Origin of the sequence: Nocardioides sp. Iso805N, from assembly GCF_000364605.1 — a bacterium.
In the GTDB taxonomy this organism is placed as follows: Bacteria; Actinomycetota; Actinomycetes; order Propionibacteriales; family Nocardioidaceae; genus Nocardioides.
In genome coordinates, this window is the sequence record NZ_KB822583.1 from 67,546 (window position 1) to 82,911 (window position 15,366).

The following is a 15,366-nucleotide window of genomic DNA, read 5'->3' on the forward strand; positions in this document are numbered from 1 at the left end:
GTCCTCGGTCCTCGGTCCTCGGGGTCTGCGGGTCTCGGGGCTGGGCGGGCTGGGGCGGGGCGGCTGGCGGCGAGGCGCCAGGGGCAGGCCTACCGCCGCGCGCGGCTCGTTCCTCGCCGGCGCGTCGTCCGGCAGCGCCCCTTCCGGCGCCCCGCCGTCAGCCACCCCGCCCGGTCCGCAGCGCCTCTTCCGGCGCCCCCGCCTCCTCCGCTACCGAATGACTGTTCATTCGGTAAGAGGGGCAGGTCTCAGGCGCTCTTCTTGGCGGCGGCCTTCTTGGCGTTGGTCTTCTTCGTCGCGGCCTTCTTGGTCGTGCTCTTCTTGGCGGCGGCCTTCTTCTTCGGCTTGGTGGCGGTCTCGCCGTCTGCCTCGTCGGGGACGTCCTCGCCACGGGCCTGCTTGGCCGCGGCGACGGAGCGCTGCAGGGCGGCGAGCAGGTCGACGACCTCTCCCGAGGTCGGGGTGGAGGTCTCGGTGCGGGTCACGTCTCCGCCCTCGACCTTCGTCTTGACCAACGCCTCGACGGCCTCGGCGTAGTCGTCCTCGAACTCGGCCGCGTCGAAGTCACCCGAGAGCGTCTCGACCAGCATGTGCGCCATCTTGACCTCGGCGTCCTTGACCTCGCCGACCTCGACGTTGAAGTCCGGCGTGCGGACCTCGTCGGGCCACATCATGGTCTGCAGCACGATCACGTCGCCGTTCTCCGTGGACCGGACCCGCAGCACCGCGACGGTGGTGCGCTGGCGCAGGGCGACCGTGACCACGGCCATCCGGTCGGCGTCGAGCAGCGCCTGGCGCAGCAGTGCATACGGCTTGGCGCCGCTCGCCTCGGGCTCGAGGTAGTAGGACTTCTCGAACAGCAGCGGGTCGATCTGCTCGCTGGGCACGAACTTCTCCACCGCGATCTCGCGCGAGGACGACGACGGCAGCTCGGCCATGTCGTCGTCGGTGAGGACGACCATCTCGCCGTCCTCGGTCTCATAGCCCTTGGCGATCTCGGAGTAGGGGACCTCCTCGCCGTCGACGCTGCAGATCCGCTGGTAGCGGATCCGGCCCCCGTCCTTGACGTGCACCTGTCGGAACGACACGTCGTGGGACTCGGTCGCGGCGTACAGCTTCACCGGCACGTTGACCAGGCCGAAGGAGACAGCGCCCTTCCAGATCGCTCGCATGCTCACCATCCTTCCTGGCCCGCCGCCGGATTGCCACACCGTGCAGGATGGGCCCTATGCGTCCGATGCTCGCCACCGCCGGTATCCCGCCAGGCATCGACGGAGTCCCGGCCGGTGAGGACTGGGTGCACGAGGTGAAGTGGGACGGCATCCGGCTGCTCGGTGAGTACGCCGCGGGCCGCCTTCGACTGACCACCCGCAACGAGAACGATGCCACCGCAGGATGGCCCGAGCTCGCGCACGACCCGGGTCGCGACCTCGTCGTCGACGGCGAGGTGATCGCGCTCAACGACCGCGGCCTGCCCGACTTCCGGGTGCTGGGGGAGCGGATGCACGTCCGCGATCCGCGCAAGGTGGCGCGGTTCGCCGCTGCCCGGCCGGCGACGTACATGGTCTTCGACATGCTCCGTCTGGACGGCGAAGACCTGACCGGCCTGTCGTGGACCGAGCGACGTGCCCGGCTGGAGGCGCTCTCGCAGGAGGGCGTGCTGGGCAGCTGGCAGGTTCCCGGCGTGTACGACGACGGGCGCCTGCTCCACGGCGCCACCCTCGCGCAGGGGCTGGAGGGCATCGTCAGCAAGCGGCGGACTGCGCGCTACGAGCCCGGGGTACGGAGCAGGGCATGGCTGAAGTTCCCGCACCGTTTCCGCGCCTCCTACGTCGTCGGTGGCTGGCGGCCGCAGGAGGGCACCGCGGACCGGCTCGCGGCGCTGCTGGTGGGCGAGCCGACGGCGCAGGGACTGCTCTACCGTGGGCGGGTGGGCAGTGGGATCACAGGACGGCACAGTGGGCAGCTGCGGGACCTGCTGACCGAACGGGGGAGCAGCCCGTTCACCGACGAGGTGCCCCGGGAGGACATCCGGGGGACCCGGTGGGTGGAGCCGCTGGTGGTGGTCGAGGTGGAGACCCACGGCGTCGGCACCGGGCTGGCCTCGGGCGGTCGGCTGCGCCAGCCCTCGTATCAGGGTGTGCGCACCGACCTCTCGCCGCAGGACCTGCCATGAGGCGGTTCCTGCTCGCGCTGGTCGCCACCACCGCGCTGCTGCTCCCGGGAGCGCCGGCACACGCCTCGGCCGCCAAGGTCACGCTGGGCGGCGTCGCCGTCCACCTGCGAGCAGGCACCACCCAGGTCATCACCGTCAACCACACCCACGGAAGCCTGGCTCGGGTCTCCTACTGGGTGCTGCGCGATGGCGTCTGGACGCGTCGGCTGACCACCTCGGACGGCCACATCGGGTACGGCGGCCTGGTCGCCGGCAGCCGTCGGCATCAGGGCACCGGTGCCACCCCGCTGGGGACCTACGGTCTGATCTCCGCCTTCGGCACGCACCCGGCCGCGACCGGCTGGGACCTGCCCTATCGACGGATCAGATCGGGCGACTACTGGGTGGAGGACAACGCCTCGCCCTACTACAACCGCTACCGCAACAAGGCGCGGGGCGGCTTCCGCTGGTGGCTGCCGTTGAGCGCCGAGAACGGGTCGGAACGGCTGGCGGCCTACCCGAAGCAGTACGAGTTCGCGATGGTGCTCGACTACAACCGCGAGCAGGTGCGCCACCGCGGCGCCGGGATCTTCCTGCACGTCAACGGCAGCGGCGCCACTGCGGGCTGCGTCAGTGCTCCGCGCTGGATGCTGAAGAAGCTGATGCACCGTCTAGACCCGGCCCGGGTGCCGGTGATAGCGATCGGGAGGTAGCGGTGGCGGACGCCGAGATCCGCGTCGAGGTCGAGGGCCGCACCCTTGCGGTGAGCAACCTCGACAAGGTCCTCTACCCGCGCACCGGCACCACCAAGGGCGAGGTGCTGCACTACTACGCCAGCATCGCGCCGGTGCTGCTGCCGCAGCTGCGCGATCGCGCGGTGACCCGGGTGCGCTGGCCGCATGGCGTGGCCGAAGGGAGCTTCTTCGAGAAGAACGCCCCGGCCGGTACGCCGAGCTGGGTGCGCACGGTCACCGTCCCGACCACGGGCTCGCGCACGGCCAGCGGCAAGGACGGCCTGCTCACCTTCCCGATCGTCAACGACCTGGCCACGCTGACCTGGCTGGTCAATCTGGCCGCGCTGGAGCTGCACGTGCACCAGTGGCGGGTCTCGGCCGAGGGCGATCCACTCGGCGCGGACCGGATCGTGATCGACCTGGATCCGGGCGAGCCGGCCGGGTTGCACGAGTGCTGCCAGGTGGCGCTGCTGGCACGTGAGCTCCTGGCCGGGCGCGGGCTGACCAGTACGCCGGTGCTCAGCGGCAGCAAGGGGCTGCACCTCTACGCCCAGCTACCGGCCCCGCTGCCGAGTGAGGAGTCGTCGGCGTTGGCCAAGGAGGTCGCCGAGGAGCTGCAGCGGCAGCACCCGGGGCTGGTCACCGCCACCATGACCAAGAGCCGGCGTACCGGGAAGGTGTTCTTGGACTGGTCGCAGAACGCCGGCTCCAAGACCACCGTGTGCCCCTACTCGCTGCGTGGCCGCGAGCGGCCAACGGTTGCGGCGCCGGTCAGCTGGGCCGAAGTCGAGTCCGGTGCGGAGGACCCGCTCGGGCTGGAGCAGCTGCGCTTCGAGGAAGTGCTCGAGCGCGTGCAGGAGCACGGCGACCTGTTCGGCGACGGGTGAGTACGGCGCCGGCCTGTTGGGACTGTTACCAGGGCGTAGGGACCTCGTGGTACCTGCGTGGCCCCGTCGTGGTGGCGGCGGGCGCGCCAGGTCCATAGCGTCGGGGATGTGGAGATCCCCACCGTGCCGCATCGCCGGCCCGCGCTCGGTCGCGCGTGCCTGGTGGTCGTCGGTGCGGTGCTGGTGCCGGTGGTGCTGTTCTTCGGAGTGCAGGCGCTCCTCGGCGTGCAGCGCGTCGCAGTCCCGAGCCATGCGCTCGCGGGGAAGGCGGACCGAGGCACGCTGCTGTTCTCGACGCAGGCCGCGGTCGGCCGGCTGCACATCGGCGATGTGATCACGTTCCGCCCGCCCGCGCCGTACGGCGACGGGGGGCGCGTGACCCGCGAGGTCGAGGCACGCGATGTGCTCGGAGTTCGCACCGGCACCGACGACGGCTCCGACCCGTGGAAGCTGTCCACGGCGGGGCCGGATGTCGAGCTGGCGATGGCGCGGGTGGCCTATCTGGGCTATCCGTTCCTGGGATCGGTCCCACTCGTCGAGCGGATGCTGTGGGTGGCTGTGCCGCTGGCGATCCTGGCGGCATCGGCGCTCCTCGTCGCCGAACGGCGCTGGCGTCGGCACCGATCACGCCGAGCCGTGTCGACCAGGTCCTGATCGGTCGACGAATGACCACTATCCTTCTCCCGTGGCCCACCATGTGCTTGTCGTCGAGGACGAGGAAGACATCGCCTTCCCCCTCGTGCGCACCCTCGAGCGCGAGGGCTACGACGTCACGTGGGTCCAGACCGGTGCGGCCGCTCTGGACGTGCTCGACCCGCACGCCGAGACCATGCCCGACGTGGTCATCCTCGACCTCGGGCTGGGCGACATGGACGGCCTTGACGTGTGCCGCTCGGCCCGATCGGCCGGCTACGAGGGCGGCATCATGATCGTCACCGCGCGCGCCGGCGAGCTCGACCGGGTGGTCGGGCTCGACTACGGCGCCGACGACTACCTCGCCAAGCCGTTCGGGCTGGCCGAGCTGCAGGCCCGCGTCCGGGCGTTGCTGCGGCGTACCGGTGGTCGGGCGGCACCGGCCGTCGAAGGTGGCCTGCGGATCGACGTCGCCGCTCATCGCGTCTACAGCGACGACCGTGAGGTGCCGCTGACCGGCAAGGAGTTCGAGGTGCTGACGGTGCTCGCCGGCGCCCGTGACAAGGTCGTCCCGCGCGAGCGGCTGATGGCCGAGGTGTGGGACGAGAACTGGTTCGGCTCGACCAAGACGCTCGATGTCACCATCGGCCGACTGCGCAACAAGTTGGAGGCGGCCGGAGCGGCCGACAAGGTGGTCGCCGTGCGCGGCGTGGGGTTCCGCCTGGAGGGCGGCCCCACGGATGCGTAGCAGGGCCGTCCTTCTCTTCGTCGCCCTGGTCCTGGTCCTCGCATCGGCGGGATACCTGCTGCGCACGTGGTCGGTGCAGCGCTCGGTGCGGGCGCACGACGACCAGGTCGTGCACCGCACCGTGCTGGTGCTCGCCACACTGGCCGACGAGCGCATCGACGCAGGCGGTGCGGTCGACGATGCGCTGCTGCGTCCGCTGGTGAGCCAGGACCTTGGTGTCCTGTTCCACCCAGGGAACGGCCGGGAGGTGGAGGTCCGCGGGGCAGGATTCACCGGGCCGCTGGACACCGATGCCGGCAGCGCTGACGTCTGGGCCACGGCGCCCACCGCCGACAAGGGCTACATCCTGCTCAGCGAGGACGCCGCCGTGGTGCACGATGCTGCCTGGCAGAGCAGGTCGCAGATGCTGCTCCTGCTGCTGATGACGGCCGTCGTGGCGGCGCTGGTGGGCGCGCTCCTGTCCAGCTGGTACGTCCGGCCCTTCCGCAGGCTGGCAGGCGCGGCCGCGGCGCTGGGCAGGGGCCGGTTCCAGCTCGACCTGCCGCGCGGCGGGACGCCCGAGGTGAGCGCGATCGCCGAGGCGCTCGACGCCAGCGCGCGCCAGCTGCAGGACCGGCTGGCGGGCGAGGACGAGTTCGCCCGCCGGGCTTCGCACGCGTTACGTACGCCGCTGACCGGGCTGCGATGGGAGCTGGAGGAGGCGGCGCTGCTCGACGACCTGCCCGAGGACGCGGCGGCCGCACTGACCCGTTCGCTTCAGCGGGTCGACCAGCTCGACGCCGTCACCGGCGAGCTGATCGCGGCGTCCCGGCGGCGGGCACTGGCGGCTCAGGCCACCGTCCCGCTCGAGGTGCTCGCGCGGCAGGTCGCGCAGCACTGGACCGACGAGCTCGACGCTCGGCACCGCACCTTGACCGCGGCGATCGAGGGGGACGGCGCTACGACGTACACGCCGGGACCGGTGGAGCAGATCCTGGAGCTGCTCCTGATCGACGTGACGCACCGCAGCGAGGGGGCGGTTCGGCTGGTCTTCGCGGTCGGCACCGACGCTCACCTGCGGATAACAGTGACGGCGGAGTCCATCGTCGCGGCGCGCAAGAGCGCGACCACGCCGCTGCTGCGGGCCAGGACCGTTGCGACGGCGCTCGGCGGCCGACTGGAGGGCGAGTACGCCGCCGGTGGCGTGGAGATCGTGCTACCCCGACGCTGAATCCGCAGCCGATGCGACAGGATAGGACCATGACGAGCGCTGCACACCGGCCGATCGAGACGTGGCTGACCGACATGGACGGGGTGCTCGTCCACGAGGAGGTGCCGCTTCCTGGCGCCGCCGAGTTCATCGAGGCCCTGAAGGCCACCGGCCGGCGCTTCCTGGTGCTGACCAACAACTCGATCTTCACCCAGCGCGACCTGCGTGCCCGCCTGCTGGGCAGCGGCATCGACGTGCCCGAGGAGGCGATCTGGACCTCGGCGCTCGCCACCGCGAAGTTCCTGGCCGACCAGCGCCCCGGCGGTTCGGCGTACGTCGTCGGCGAGGCGGGCCTGACCACCGCACTGCACGACGTGGGCTACGTGATGACCGACCGCAGACCTGACTACGTGGTGCTGGGGGAGACCCGGACCTACTCCTTCGAGGCGATCACCCGCGCGATCCGGCTGATCGAGGGCGGTGCGCGGTTCATCGCGACCAACCCTGATCCGTCGGGACCCTCACAGCACGGCACCCTGCCGGCGACCGGTTCGGTGGCGGCACTGATCTCGACCGCGACCGGGCGCACGCCCTACTTCATCGGCAAGCCGAACCCGCTGATGATGCGCACCGCGTTGAACCGGATCGAGGCCCACTCCGAGACCACCGCGATGATCGGTGACCGGATGGACACCGACGTCATCAGCGGCCTGGAGGCGGGCCTGCAGACCTTCCTCGTCCTCACCGGATCCACCCGCGCCGAACAGGTCGAGGGGTTCCCCTACCGGCCGACCAAGGTGGTCGACTCGGTGAAGGATCTGATCCCTCTGGTGCACCCGCCAACCGAGTCCTGATACCGCGGATCTGGGCGCGCTGTCGACTTGAACGCATGTGATTTGAATCGCGTTCAAGTTGATCTTTCACGCTCAGCGTGTGACTTAGCGCACTCACTTTACCGAGTCTTGTTTGGATTTCGGCGGATTCGTATGCCTACCGTCTTTGTTGTTTGCGCCAGCAAGCACCGGCCTCCGGACACGCCGAGTCCTGCCCCTTCCGGAGCCGATCCGCAGCACGAACACCCAGGGGCAGGAGCGGGGGACCCAACGTTCTTCGCGGCCGCACCGGACTCCGGTGTGCCGCTCGGGGTGAAGCCGAACGTCCTGCACCGTCAGGGCACCAGGCCGGGCACCTTCTCGCCCGAACCCGACAGCTGACCTCGCAGGCGTGGGAAGGACACCCACGCATGCCCAACTTCATTCGTACCGCCATGGCCGCGACAGCCTCTGCCGGCCTCCTTGCCATCCCGGCTGTCGGCGCCCACGCCGTCGGCTCCCCGACCACCACACTCTCGAGCTACACGATGCCGTCCGCGGCTCCTGCGGTAGCGCCGTCAACGACGACGGGCGCCACCACCACAACCACGACAGCGACCAACGCTGCGGCCATCGCTCCCAGCGTCAAGCCCCGGCTGACCAAGCACCAGCGCAAGCTCCGTGTCGAGCACCGCCGCAAGGTCCGCCGCCACCATCGCGTCTCCAGGGCGCTGCATGTGGCCGCGCGCCAGCAGGGCGACCCTTACCGCTGGGGCGCCACCGGGCCGACGTCCTTCGACTGCTCGGGTCTGATGCTGTACTCGTTCCACGCGGCCGGCCTCAACCTCCCGCGTACGGCGGCGGCGCAGTCCGGCGCGGTGCGCCACATCTCCCGCGCTCACATGCGTCGTGGCGACCTGGTGTTCTTCACCAGCGGCGGCCACGTCTACCACGTCGGCATCTTCGACGGCTGGAGCCACGGTCGCCGGATCATCATCCACGCCCCGCACACCGGCGCGGACGTGCGCAAGGAAGCCATCTGGACCAACAGCTGGTTCCCCGGCACCCTGCGGCTCTCCTGAGCCGAGGCGGGTGCTCGGGCGCGCCGGTGTGGCCGAACTGCGTCCGGGTGCGTCAGCGAGAGAGCTGGCGCGCCCGGATCTGCTCGGCGAACACCGCCCGACGCAGGGCCGACCGGGTCCGCTCGTCGGTCGGCAGCGTGATCACCAGCTCGGTGAAGTCGCGCTTCGGCGTACTGCGGAAGAGGTTGCCGTCCAGGGCGAACTCCGCACCGCCGAGGTTGAAGTAGGCACGCAGGCTGGGCTCCTCGCCCTCCTCCGGCTTGGGGAGTGGCTCGGGCATCTGGCAGCGCAGCGCCGCTTCGCTGACGTCGAGCAGTGACGCCTCGAACTTCTCCCCGCCGTACTCCAGGATCAGCGACAGCGCCACCGAGACGCGTACGTGCGCGCGGCGGTTGGTCATCCGGACCTTGCCGATCGGCTGCGCATGCCAGATCCGGATCTTGCCGTCGACGGCGCGCTCGGTGACCCGCACCGACAGCGCGTAGAGGCCGAAGGCGGAGGTCCACTGCACCTCGAACGGTCGGCCGATGTCCAGGTCGGTGTCCAGCGGCAACCCGAAGGGCCGGGCAAGGATCAGCGCGCCGTCAGCGATCCCCTCCACGCGGCTGGCGAAGTCCCCATGCTCGCCGTGGAGCAGGACCGGCTGATTGACGTCAGGGGACTGCATAGCGTTCTCATCGGCAGAGGATCGGGGTTCCGGAGCCGCCATCCGCGAACGAGAGCTGGATGTCCTGGGAGTCACCGCGCCATAGTGGCAGGAGAGACGCCCTTCCGGTGGCAGTAACGGCAATCGCGAGCGGCATTTTCGTCCGGTATCGCGTCCGCTGCGGGTGCCGAGCTCGTCCCGGGAATGCTCGAGCGCGCTCGCATCCGGGCTCGTCAAAAGTTATCCACAGATGTCTCGGTGGGATCTTTTCAGGCAACTCTCCCCGACGTACGGTGCTCTGGCTGGAGTCCTCACTCGGGAACGGAATCCGGACATGGAGTTGTCATCTTTTGTCGACGGTGCGCGCGCTGCCACCGCCGAGGTTCAGGTCGTCGAGATGCTCGACGCTCGCGTTCGAGAGCTGGTCCGTCGCGAAGGCGTCGACCCGCAGCGCGATGCCGCCGTGGTCCGTCGCCTCGCGGAGTCGGTAGTGCGAGCGCACGACGAGCGGTCGCTGACCGGGGCAGTGCTGCCGGTCGGGGATCCGCACGAGGTGGTGGCCGAGCTCGTCGCGCGGCTGTCGGGATTCGGGCCGCTGCAGCCCTACCTCGACGACCCGGAGATCGAGGAGGTATGGATCAACGACCCCTCACGAGTCTTCGTCGCACGTCACGGCCGGCACGAGCTGACCAACCTCGTGCTGGATCCGCAGCAGGTGACCGAGCTGGTGGAGCGGATGCTCAAGGCTTCGGGTCGTCGGCTGGACCGGTCCACGCCATTCGTCGATGCGACGATGCCGGGCGGTCATCGGTTGCACGTGGTGCTGGACGGCATCTCACGAGGGTTCGCCGCGGTCAACATCCGGAAGTTCTCGTTGCGCGCCGCCCGGCTCGCCAACCTGGTCGAGCTGGGCAGCCTCTCCGCCGCTGCCGCAGCGTTCCTGGAGGCCAGCGTCCGGGCCGGGCTCAATCTGCTGGTCGCCGGCGGTACGCAGGCAGGGAAGACCACCATGCTCAACTGCCTGGCCGCCGCGATCCCTGGCGGCGATCGGGTGATCAGCGCCGAGGAGGTCTGGGAGTTGCGCTTCCCTATTAGACTACAGACATGCGGGCAGTTGTCTACCTTCGACAAAGTCTTGACCGAACCGGCGATGGTGCGGCGGTCGAGCGGCAGCGCAACGACTGCCTCAAGCTCTGCGCTGACCGCGGGTGGGACGTGCTGCGTGAGTACGTCGACAACGACACGTCTGCGTCATCGAAGAAGCCGCGTCCGCAGTACATCGAGATGCTCGCGGCGATCGGCCGTGGCGAGGTCGATGTGCTCGTTGCCTGGCACATCGATCGGCTGACTCGGCGGCTCACGGAGCTCGAGCATCTGATCGAAATCTCCCAGGACACCGGCCTGCGGATCGTCACAGTCACGGGCGACATCGACCTGTCGAATGACGCCGGCCGCCTCGTCGGACGCATCCTCGCGTCAGTCGCGCGCGGGGAGGTCGAGCGCAAGGGCGCCCGGCAGAAGCGTGCACAGCAGCAGGCCGCCCAGGAGGGCCGCCCTGCAGGTGGTCGGCGGGCGTTCGGGTACGAGTCAGACGGCTTGACCATCAGGGACGACGAGGCCGAGCTCGTGAAGGCTGCATACGTCGATCTTCTCCAAGGCGCCTCGCTCAAGAGCATCGCGAAGCGCTGGAACGACGCCGAGATGCTGACGACAGTTGGCAACCGCTGGATCCACAGCACCGTGCGGGAGACGCTGCTCAATCCTCGCTACGCCGGCGTTCGGACATACCGCGGGGAGGTCGTCGGGCCTGCCGTATGGGAGCCGCTCATCGATCAGGACACGTTCGATGCCGCTGACGCCTTGCTGCGAATGCCGGAACGTCTGGTGACGACCGGGAATGCTCGCAAGTACCTGCTGCCCGGTCTTGCGCTCTGCTGGTGCGGCTCAGACGTCACAACAGGGCGGACGCGCCACAATAAGCGGACTTACAACTGTCGCGCGACGAAGCATCTGTCCCGCGCCGCTGAGCCTGTGGACGCTCTCATTGGCGGGGGTGAGATCGACGGCGTACACGTTCGGGGCGTCGTCGTTGAGCGGCTTTCACGGCCCGACGCGAGCTCCTTGTTGACGAGCTGCCACGCGCCTGAGATCGATGACCTCAAGGCGAAGGCTGAAGCCATTCGTGAGCGGATCGACAACCTGGCCACCGGACTCGAGGAAGGCATCTTGACGCTCGCGTCAGCTCGGAAGGCAAGCGAACGCCTCCGAGCCGAACTCGACTCGATCGAGAGAAGACTTCAGCAGGCAACGACTGCCGACGTTCTGGGTCCCCTTGTGCATGCGGCCGACGTCGAAGAAGCGTGGTCGAAGTGCGACCTCAGGCAGCGGCGTGCAGTGATCGACACGTTGATGATCGTCACTCTGCTGCCGCCTCCGCGCGGTCGACGAGCATTCGAACCAGAGTCGGTGCAGATCGCCTGGAAGGATGGTCGGTCGTGAGGGACGACGACCTGGCGGCGTGGTTGTCGAATCTATTGGCGGCTCACGAGAACCACTCCGAAGCGACCCATGAGGCTTACCAACACCTCGAGAACGCGGGCGTGCTGAGCAGGCTCACCGTGCATCGGTACATCTGCGCCAGGTGCGGTCCGCTGGCCACGGTCATTCGCGTGGGCACTCACACACTGGCGCGCACGAAGGACTACAAGTACGGCCGCGGCCTGAATGATGCGCGTTCGGTCCCAGCAGCGCGCGCGAGCAACACTCTCGACGGAGAGCGTCACTGGCCCGGTCACACGTTCGACGTGGATGAGCTGGCGGAATGGGGCGAAGGCGTCGGTTTCGACGTGCATTGTCGCCACCAAACGACCACGGTCGCGGCGCGCGAGGTTCTGGCGACGACTAGGAACAAGCTCCCCGGGCACCCTGGCGCGCCTACAATCCTCTGAGGGGCGTCAAGGTCTCTTCCGTTCCCGCGAACGGGACAGACGACGACTAGGAACAAGCTCCCCGGGCACCCTGGCGCGCCTACAATCCTCTGAGGTGCGGATGCCGTAGCATCGGCATTGTTAGGTTGTTGCCCGGCCTGTGAAGGCCTTCGGAAGCGTGCAGGGCGCCGAACCCCAAAGGGGTTCGTTGTGCCCGCAACAGAAGCAACATCTTCTATCCGTAGCCTTCAAGGAAAGGCTGCAGCCGCACGGCGATGGAGCCGGCCCGACTCGGATGATCTAGCCCGAGAGCTCGCTGCCGAGCGTCTCGCAGCCTTCATTCAGCGCACGATCTCTCAGGCGCCGGCCCTGACGAGCGAGCAGCAGGACCGCCTCGCTGCTCTACTACGTCCCACCGTGACGGCAGGCGGCTCGGATGCTGCCTGAGGGTGACCGAAGCCGCCCCGCGGGCAACGGGACGGCCTCGAATGACATCGACCACGACGACTACTCCATCGTAACGGCTCACGCCGAGAGCTGCTGCCGTTGCACGCGGTGTCGTCGGCCGCTGACCGCGGACCTGAGCGTTCGTCTGGGTATCGGCCCGCGCTGCCGCGGCCTGGTTGTTGACTCGGGGAGCGCGTCATGAGTGCCCGCGCCGAAGCACTCGCCGCTATCGACGGACTCCCGGCGCAGGAGCGATTCTGGCTGGAGTCGTGCGTGCCCTTCCGTCAGCGAGGCAAGTTCCGAGACCTGGTCGCGAACGGTCGGATTGACGCGAATTCGGTCCTCGACAACATCGCATTGCTCCCCGAGGTAGGCCGCGCTCATACCCAGTGGATGGCGGCGCGCGACCAGATGACCCGGTTCGAGGTCATGACCAGGGCCCCGCAGCGGCCGAAGTTGCGGGTGGTCTCATGAGTGCCACCCATGGGGCCACCTGCGGGCCAGAGTGCCAGCTTTCGGCCGTCCCGTCGCCGCTCGACCGCGTGCGCCCGCCAGGTTCTCCGTGTCCGTACTGCGGCGCCGATGCCGGGGTCGCTTGCACGACGTTGAATCGTCGGCGTCCGATGCGGCTGACTGTGTTCGGGCCGTGCCATCCGTCGCGGATCGAGGTGGCGGCGTGAGCTACATCAAGTTCGAGCATCGTCACCTTGGTGAAGATCGTTGGCTCGATGTCTCGCCGTCGGCGTTCGTGGTGCACACGTGGGCGCTGGACTACTGCAATGAGCAGGCAACCGACGGCCACATCTCCAAGAAGATGGCACTGCGCCTGACGTGCCCCGTCATGCCGGCCGAGCTTGCGGCGGCCTGGGACGAGCTCGTTCAGATTGATGTCTGGGAGGCGACGGAGTCGGGCTACTACTGCCTGGAGTTCACCGCTCACGGCATCGCAGCATCGGAGCAGGCCTCGACGCGGGCGAAGTGGGCCGAGGACAAGCGCCGTCAGCGTCTTCACCGCATTGGCAACCATCAGCTGTGCTCGAGCGAGAAGTGCAAGGCGCAGACGTCCACTAGTGGAACTGTGGACGTGTCCACTGGTGGACAAGTGGACGATCCGACCCGACCCGACTCGACCCGACCCGACCCAACCCCCGAAGGGGGTTTGGGGAGGGGATCGGGGGACGTGGACTCGATCAGCGACCAGCAGCCGCACTGCTCCGCAGCGCCTGCGGACGCCATCGAGCAGGACTTGGGGGAGCGGGATTGCCCTCCTGAGTACACCTGGCCGAACAGCATCACCCGCCTCGAAGCCGTCAAGATCTCTGCGCTTGTCCAGGCGGAGACGAACTACGGCTTGCCGGCGCACAAGTGGACCTCCGAGCCGAAGGACTGCTGCAAGGCGCCGCGTAGGAACCCGATCCACGACGAGCGCACGTTCGCTCTGATCGCCGAGTACGCCGAAGACCCAGAAGTCGCCGACTGGATCGCCCAGGCTCAGGGTCGCGCCCAGGAGGCGTCATGAGCTGCCCTGCCTGCCTGCGGACGTCGATGGCGCTCAATCGACTCAAGGCCAAGCACGCGCGGTTCGCGGCCGAGACGAACAAGATGCTGATCGAGCAGCTCCGCGAGATCGACGCTCTTCGGACCAGGCTCGCGCGCTACGAGGAGCGTGCCTAGTGAGGTACGACCGTTGGGGCGACCCGATCGAGGACGAGGAGGGTGCGGAGGCTGTCCGCACCCTCGGGGGCCTGCACACTGTGCACACCCTTGGCGGCGAGAAGGACGTCACTACTGCTGACACCCTCGGCGAACAGCACCGCTGCGACCACGGCTGGCTCGGAGAAGACGATCACGGACGTCCGATCCCATGCCTCATCTGTCGGCCGCATCTGACACACCTGCTGCAGCGAGGCGGCCGATGACACAGCGATCTCCGCACCTGATCGGCGTGGACGGGCCAGCCGTCCTCGTCCCCGCGCGCATCGCGGCCATCCTCGAGCGTCATGCCGACCTCACGGCCCTCCGCGTCCGCACGAGAGGGGTCGATCCGGAGGCGTCTGCTGTCCTCGAAGCCCTCCGTGTTGCCGCCATGACTTGGCGTGGTTCCGCGACCGGAACCGAGGGCGCGCCGAAGCCGGAACCGGCACAAGACTCGAACCAGTGGCTGAGCACGGGAGAGGCCGCCGATCTCGCAGGAGTCACCTCGCGGGCCATCAGGAAAGCAATCGAAGGTGGCCGACTCCAGGCAACAGAGATCGGCGGCCGGTACCGAATCAGCCGAGAAGACCTCGAACAGTTCAAGGCCGCTCGCGCGGCGTGAAAGGACCAGACGATGCCGGACATTCCCGAAGACGTCGCAACCAAGGCAGCCGACATCCAAGTCGCCTTCAACGCCGACGCTGAGCTCCATCGCAACAATGCTGACCTGACCCCCGATGGTCGCATCCGACGGCTTGCGATCGCCTACTTGAGCGCGAAGGCGCAGATGGACGAGCTGCAGACCTCCTGGGCTGGTACTTCCGCTATCAACGCCGAGACGATTGATCGCGATGTCTTCGGTGCGCCGAATGTTGTCGGCGCCGATGCGATCTCGAGTCGCGATGCAGCCGACCGTGCCTCGCGTGTCGAGAGCCCCGAGGACGGCATGCGGCTGCTCCAGCAGGCCGAGCGAACCGGGGACGAGATCCTGGCCCGTGCCGTCGCTCAGTACGCCTATGACCAGCAAGGTGTTGTCTTCGGTAGCGGCTGGACCGATGTCGTTGACGCATTCGCCTCACGCCGGCCCGAGGTTGCCCAGAAGCTGACCGACCTCGCCGCCGCCACCCGCGCCAACCTCGACGCCAGCCTCACCGCTGCCTTCACGTTCTCCCTCGCCAGGCCTGCTGAGTTTGGAAACCTCACCGACTACCGACTCCAGATCCTCGCTGATACGACCGACCCCAGCGCGCCGACGCAGTCCGACGGCAACTACGGCTGGCTCGGCCTGCCGCAGGGACTTTCATGACCCAGGGGGTGGGGCCGACCTGGAGCCCTCCAGGTCACCGTTGGGAAGGGCTCTGGGGAGTCGGTCAGGTTCAGAAGGTTGGCGGCCGGGTGGCCTCACAGACGG

20 protein-coding genes, 1 pseudogene and 1 riboswitch are annotated in these 15,366 nt (G+C 68.6%); of the genes and pseudogenes, 18 read left to right on the top strand and 3 right to left on the bottom strand.

Annotated elements, in window-relative coordinates; genetic code table 11:
- Window positions 1-248: 248 nt before the first annotated feature.
- Window positions 249-1,172, bottom strand: a complete 924-nt coding sequence (ku, locus tag H036_RS0117190; RefSeq protein ID WP_017936045.1) for a non-homologous end joining protein Ku — start codon at window positions 1,170-1,172, stop codon at window positions 249-251.
- Window positions 1,173-1,228: 56 nt separating this feature from the next.
- Here ku and H036_RS0117195 point away from each other — a divergent pair, with 56 nt between their 5' ends.
- The 8 genes from H036_RS0117195 (at window position 1,229) to H036_RS23410 (ending at window position 8,240) form a co-directional block, all read left to right on the top strand.
- Entirely contained in the window at window positions 1,229-2,176 is a 948-nt protein-coding gene (locus tag H036_RS0117195) for an ATP-dependent DNA ligase (protein WP_017936046.1), read from the top strand.
- Window positions 2,173-2,868 (top strand): L,D-transpeptidase family protein, encoded by a 696-nt coding sequence (locus tag H036_RS0117200; RefSeq protein WP_017936047.1) that lies wholly within the window; start codon window positions 2,173-2,175, stop codon window positions 2,866-2,868. Before H036_RS0117195 ends, H036_RS0117200 begins: the two co-directional genes overlap by 4 nt.
- A 2-nt stretch (window positions 2,869-2,870) precedes the next feature.
- Window positions 2,871-3,776 (top strand): non-homologous end-joining DNA ligase, encoded by a 906-nt coding sequence (gene ligD / locus H036_RS0117205; protein ID WP_017936048.1) that lies wholly within the window; start codon window positions 2,871-2,873, stop codon window positions 3,774-3,776.
- Window positions 3,777-3,884: 108 nt separating this feature from the next.
- Window positions 3,885-4,430, top strand: coding sequence for a hypothetical protein (locus H036_RS25995; protein WP_017936049.1), 546 nt, complete (start codon window positions 3,885-3,887; stop codon window positions 4,428-4,430).
- 31 nt (window positions 4,431-4,461) lie between these two features.
- Window positions 4,462-5,157: a response regulator transcription factor gene (locus H036_RS0117215; RefSeq protein WP_232421896.1), complete on the top strand. Its 696-nt coding sequence runs from the start codon at window positions 4,462-4,464 to the stop codon at window positions 5,155-5,157.
- Window positions 5,150-6,367 (top strand): histidine kinase dimerization/phospho-acceptor domain-containing protein, encoded by a 1,218-nt coding sequence (locus H036_RS0117220; RefSeq protein WP_017936051.1) that lies wholly within the window; start codon window positions 5,150-5,152, stop codon window positions 6,365-6,367. Before H036_RS0117215 ends, H036_RS0117220 begins: the two co-directional genes overlap by 8 nt.
- A 29-nt stretch (window positions 6,368-6,396) precedes the next feature.
- A complete protein-coding gene (locus tag H036_RS0117225) occupies window positions 6,397-7,200 on the top strand; it encodes an HAD-IIA family hydrolase (RefSeq protein ID WP_017936052.1) in 804 nt (267 codons plus the stop codon).
- 212 nt (window positions 7,201-7,412) lie between these two features.
- A riboswitch (cyclic di-AMP (ydaO/yuaA leader) is annotated at window positions 7,413-7,583 on the top strand.
- A gap of 6 nt (window positions 7,584-7,589) precedes the next feature.
- The gene (locus tag H036_RS23410) at window positions 7,590-8,240 is read left to right on the top strand and encodes a C40 family peptidase (protein ID WP_017936053.1); all 651 of its coding nucleotides are present in this window, start codon (window positions 7,590-7,592) and stop codon (window positions 8,238-8,240) included.
- A 52-nt stretch (window positions 8,241-8,292) separates the two neighbouring features.
- Here H036_RS23410 and H036_RS0117235 read toward each other — a convergent pair whose 3' ends face one another.
- The gene (locus tag H036_RS0117235) at window positions 8,293-8,907 is read right to left on the bottom strand and encodes a PilZ domain-containing protein (RefSeq protein WP_017936054.1); all 615 of its coding nucleotides are present in this window, start codon (window positions 8,905-8,907) and stop codon (window positions 8,293-8,295) included.
- 376 nt (window positions 8,908-9,283) lie between these two features.
- Between H036_RS0117235 and H036_RS23415 the strand changes: the two are divergent.
- From H036_RS23415 to H036_RS25510, 8 genes and pseudogenes are all read left to right on the top strand, one after another.
- Window positions 9,284-9,961, top strand: a pseudogene (locus H036_RS23415) (ATPase, T2SS/T4P/T4SS family); the annotation flags it as partial.
- A gap of 29 nt (window positions 9,962-9,990) precedes the next feature.
- The gene (locus H036_RS23420; protein ID WP_036488984.1) at window positions 9,991-11,385 is read left to right on the top strand and encodes a recombinase family protein; all 1,395 of its coding nucleotides are present in this window, start codon (window positions 9,991-9,993) and stop codon (window positions 11,383-11,385) included.
- Window positions 11,382-11,834 (top strand): hypothetical protein, encoded by a 453-nt coding sequence (locus H036_RS0117245; protein ID WP_017936058.1) that lies wholly within the window; start codon window positions 11,382-11,384, stop codon window positions 11,832-11,834. Before H036_RS23420 ends, H036_RS0117245 begins: the two co-directional genes overlap by 4 nt.
- 415 nt (window positions 11,835-12,249) lie before the next feature.
- Window positions 12,250-12,462, top strand: a complete 213-nt coding sequence (locus H036_RS26200) for a DUF6011 domain-containing protein (protein WP_442852445.1) — start codon at window positions 12,250-12,252, stop codon at window positions 12,460-12,462.
- Entirely contained in the window at window positions 12,459-12,734 is a 276-nt protein-coding gene (locus H036_RS0117250) for a hypothetical protein (protein WP_017936059.1), read from the top strand. The genes H036_RS26200 and H036_RS0117250 overlap by 4 nt, the downstream gene beginning before the upstream one ends.
- Entirely contained in the window at window positions 12,731-12,940 is a 210-nt protein-coding gene (locus H036_RS26205; protein ID WP_442852446.1) for a zinc finger domain-containing protein, read from the top strand. The genes H036_RS0117250 and H036_RS26205 overlap by 4 nt, the downstream gene beginning before the upstream one ends.
- Window positions 12,937-13,779 (top strand): hypothetical protein, encoded by an 843-nt coding sequence (locus tag H036_RS0117255; protein ID WP_017936060.1) that lies wholly within the window; start codon window positions 12,937-12,939, stop codon window positions 13,777-13,779. The genes H036_RS26205 and H036_RS0117255 overlap by 4 nt, the downstream gene beginning before the upstream one ends.
- Window positions 13,776-13,934, top strand: coding sequence for a hypothetical protein (locus H036_RS25510; protein WP_017936061.1), 159 nt, complete (start codon window positions 13,776-13,778; stop codon window positions 13,932-13,934). Before H036_RS0117255 ends, H036_RS25510 begins: the two co-directional genes overlap by 4 nt.
- On the opposite strand, the gene H036_RS0117265 is transcribed toward H036_RS25510, so the two are convergent.
- Window positions 13,931-14,146, bottom strand: a complete 216-nt coding sequence (locus H036_RS0117265; RefSeq protein ID WP_157417544.1) for a hypothetical protein — start codon at window positions 14,144-14,146, stop codon at window positions 13,931-13,933. The two genes, H036_RS25510 and H036_RS0117265, sit on opposite strands and share 4 nt — an antisense overlap.
- 29 nt (window positions 14,147-14,175) lie before the next feature.
- On the opposite strand from H036_RS0117265, the gene H036_RS25005 reads away from it, so the two are divergent.
- Both H036_RS25005 and H036_RS0117270 read left to right on the top strand, forming a co-directional pair.
- Entirely contained in the window at window positions 14,176-14,577 is a 402-nt protein-coding gene (locus tag H036_RS25005) for a helix-turn-helix domain-containing protein (protein WP_157417546.1), read from the top strand.
- Window positions 14,578-14,589: 12 nt separating this feature from the next.
- Window positions 14,590-15,261 carry a hypothetical protein gene (locus tag H036_RS0117270; RefSeq protein ID WP_017936063.1) on the top strand — a complete coding sequence of 224 codons (672 nt, stop codon included), beginning with the start codon at window positions 14,590-14,592 and terminating at the stop codon, window positions 15,259-15,261.
- The last annotated feature ends 105 nt before the right edge of the window (window positions 15,262-15,366 follow it).

Coding starts and splice junctions, on each gene's coding strand:
- H036_RS26200 (WP_442852445.1), top strand. CDS start 12,250: ATGCTGCCTGAGGGTGACCGAAGCCGCCCCGCGGGCAACGGGACGGCC.
- H036_RS23420 (WP_036488984.1), top strand. CDS start 9,991: ATGCGGGCAGTTGTCTACCTTCGACAAAGTCTTGACCGAACCGGCGAT.
- H036_RS0117200 (WP_017936047.1), top strand. CDS start 2,173: ATGAGGCGGTTCCTGCTCGCGCTGGTCGCCACCACCGCGCTGCTGCTC.
- H036_RS25005 (WP_157417546.1), top strand. CDS start 14,176: ATGACACAGCGATCTCCGCACCTGATCGGCGTGGACGGGCCAGCCGTC.
- H036_RS0117235 (WP_017936054.1), bottom strand. CDS start 8,907: ATGCAGTCCCCTGACGTCAATCAGCCGGTCCTGCTCCACGGCGAGCAT.
- H036_RS25510 (WP_017936061.1), top strand. CDS start 13,776: ATGAGCTGCCCTGCCTGCCTGCGGACGTCGATGGCGCTCAATCGACTC.
- H036_RS0117270 (WP_017936063.1), top strand. CDS start 14,590: ATGCCGGACATTCCCGAAGACGTCGCAACCAAGGCAGCCGACATCCAA.
- H036_RS0117250 (WP_017936059.1), top strand. CDS start 12,459: ATGAGTGCCCGCGCCGAAGCACTCGCCGCTATCGACGGACTCCCGGCG.
- H036_RS0117195 (WP_017936046.1), top strand. CDS start 1,229: ATGCGTCCGATGCTCGCCACCGCCGGTATCCCGCCAGGCATCGACGGA.
- H036_RS0117220 (WP_017936051.1), top strand. CDS start 5,150: ATGCGTAGCAGGGCCGTCCTTCTCTTCGTCGCCCTGGTCCTGGTCCTC.
- H036_RS23410 (WP_017936053.1), top strand. CDS start 7,590: ATGCCCAACTTCATTCGTACCGCCATGGCCGCGACAGCCTCTGCCGGC.
- H036_RS0117265 (WP_157417544.1), bottom strand. CDS start 14,146: ATGCGGCCGACAGATGAGGCATGGGATCGGACGTCCGTGATCGTCTTC.
- H036_RS0117225 (WP_017936052.1), top strand. CDS start 6,397: ATGACGAGCGCTGCACACCGGCCGATCGAGACGTGGCTGACCGACATG.
- ku (WP_017936045.1), bottom strand. CDS start 1,172: ATGCGAGCGATCTGGAAGGGCGCTGTCTCCTTCGGCCTGGTCAACGTG.
- H036_RS26205 (WP_442852446.1), top strand. CDS start 12,731: ATGAGTGCCACCCATGGGGCCACCTGCGGGCCAGAGTGCCAGCTTTCG.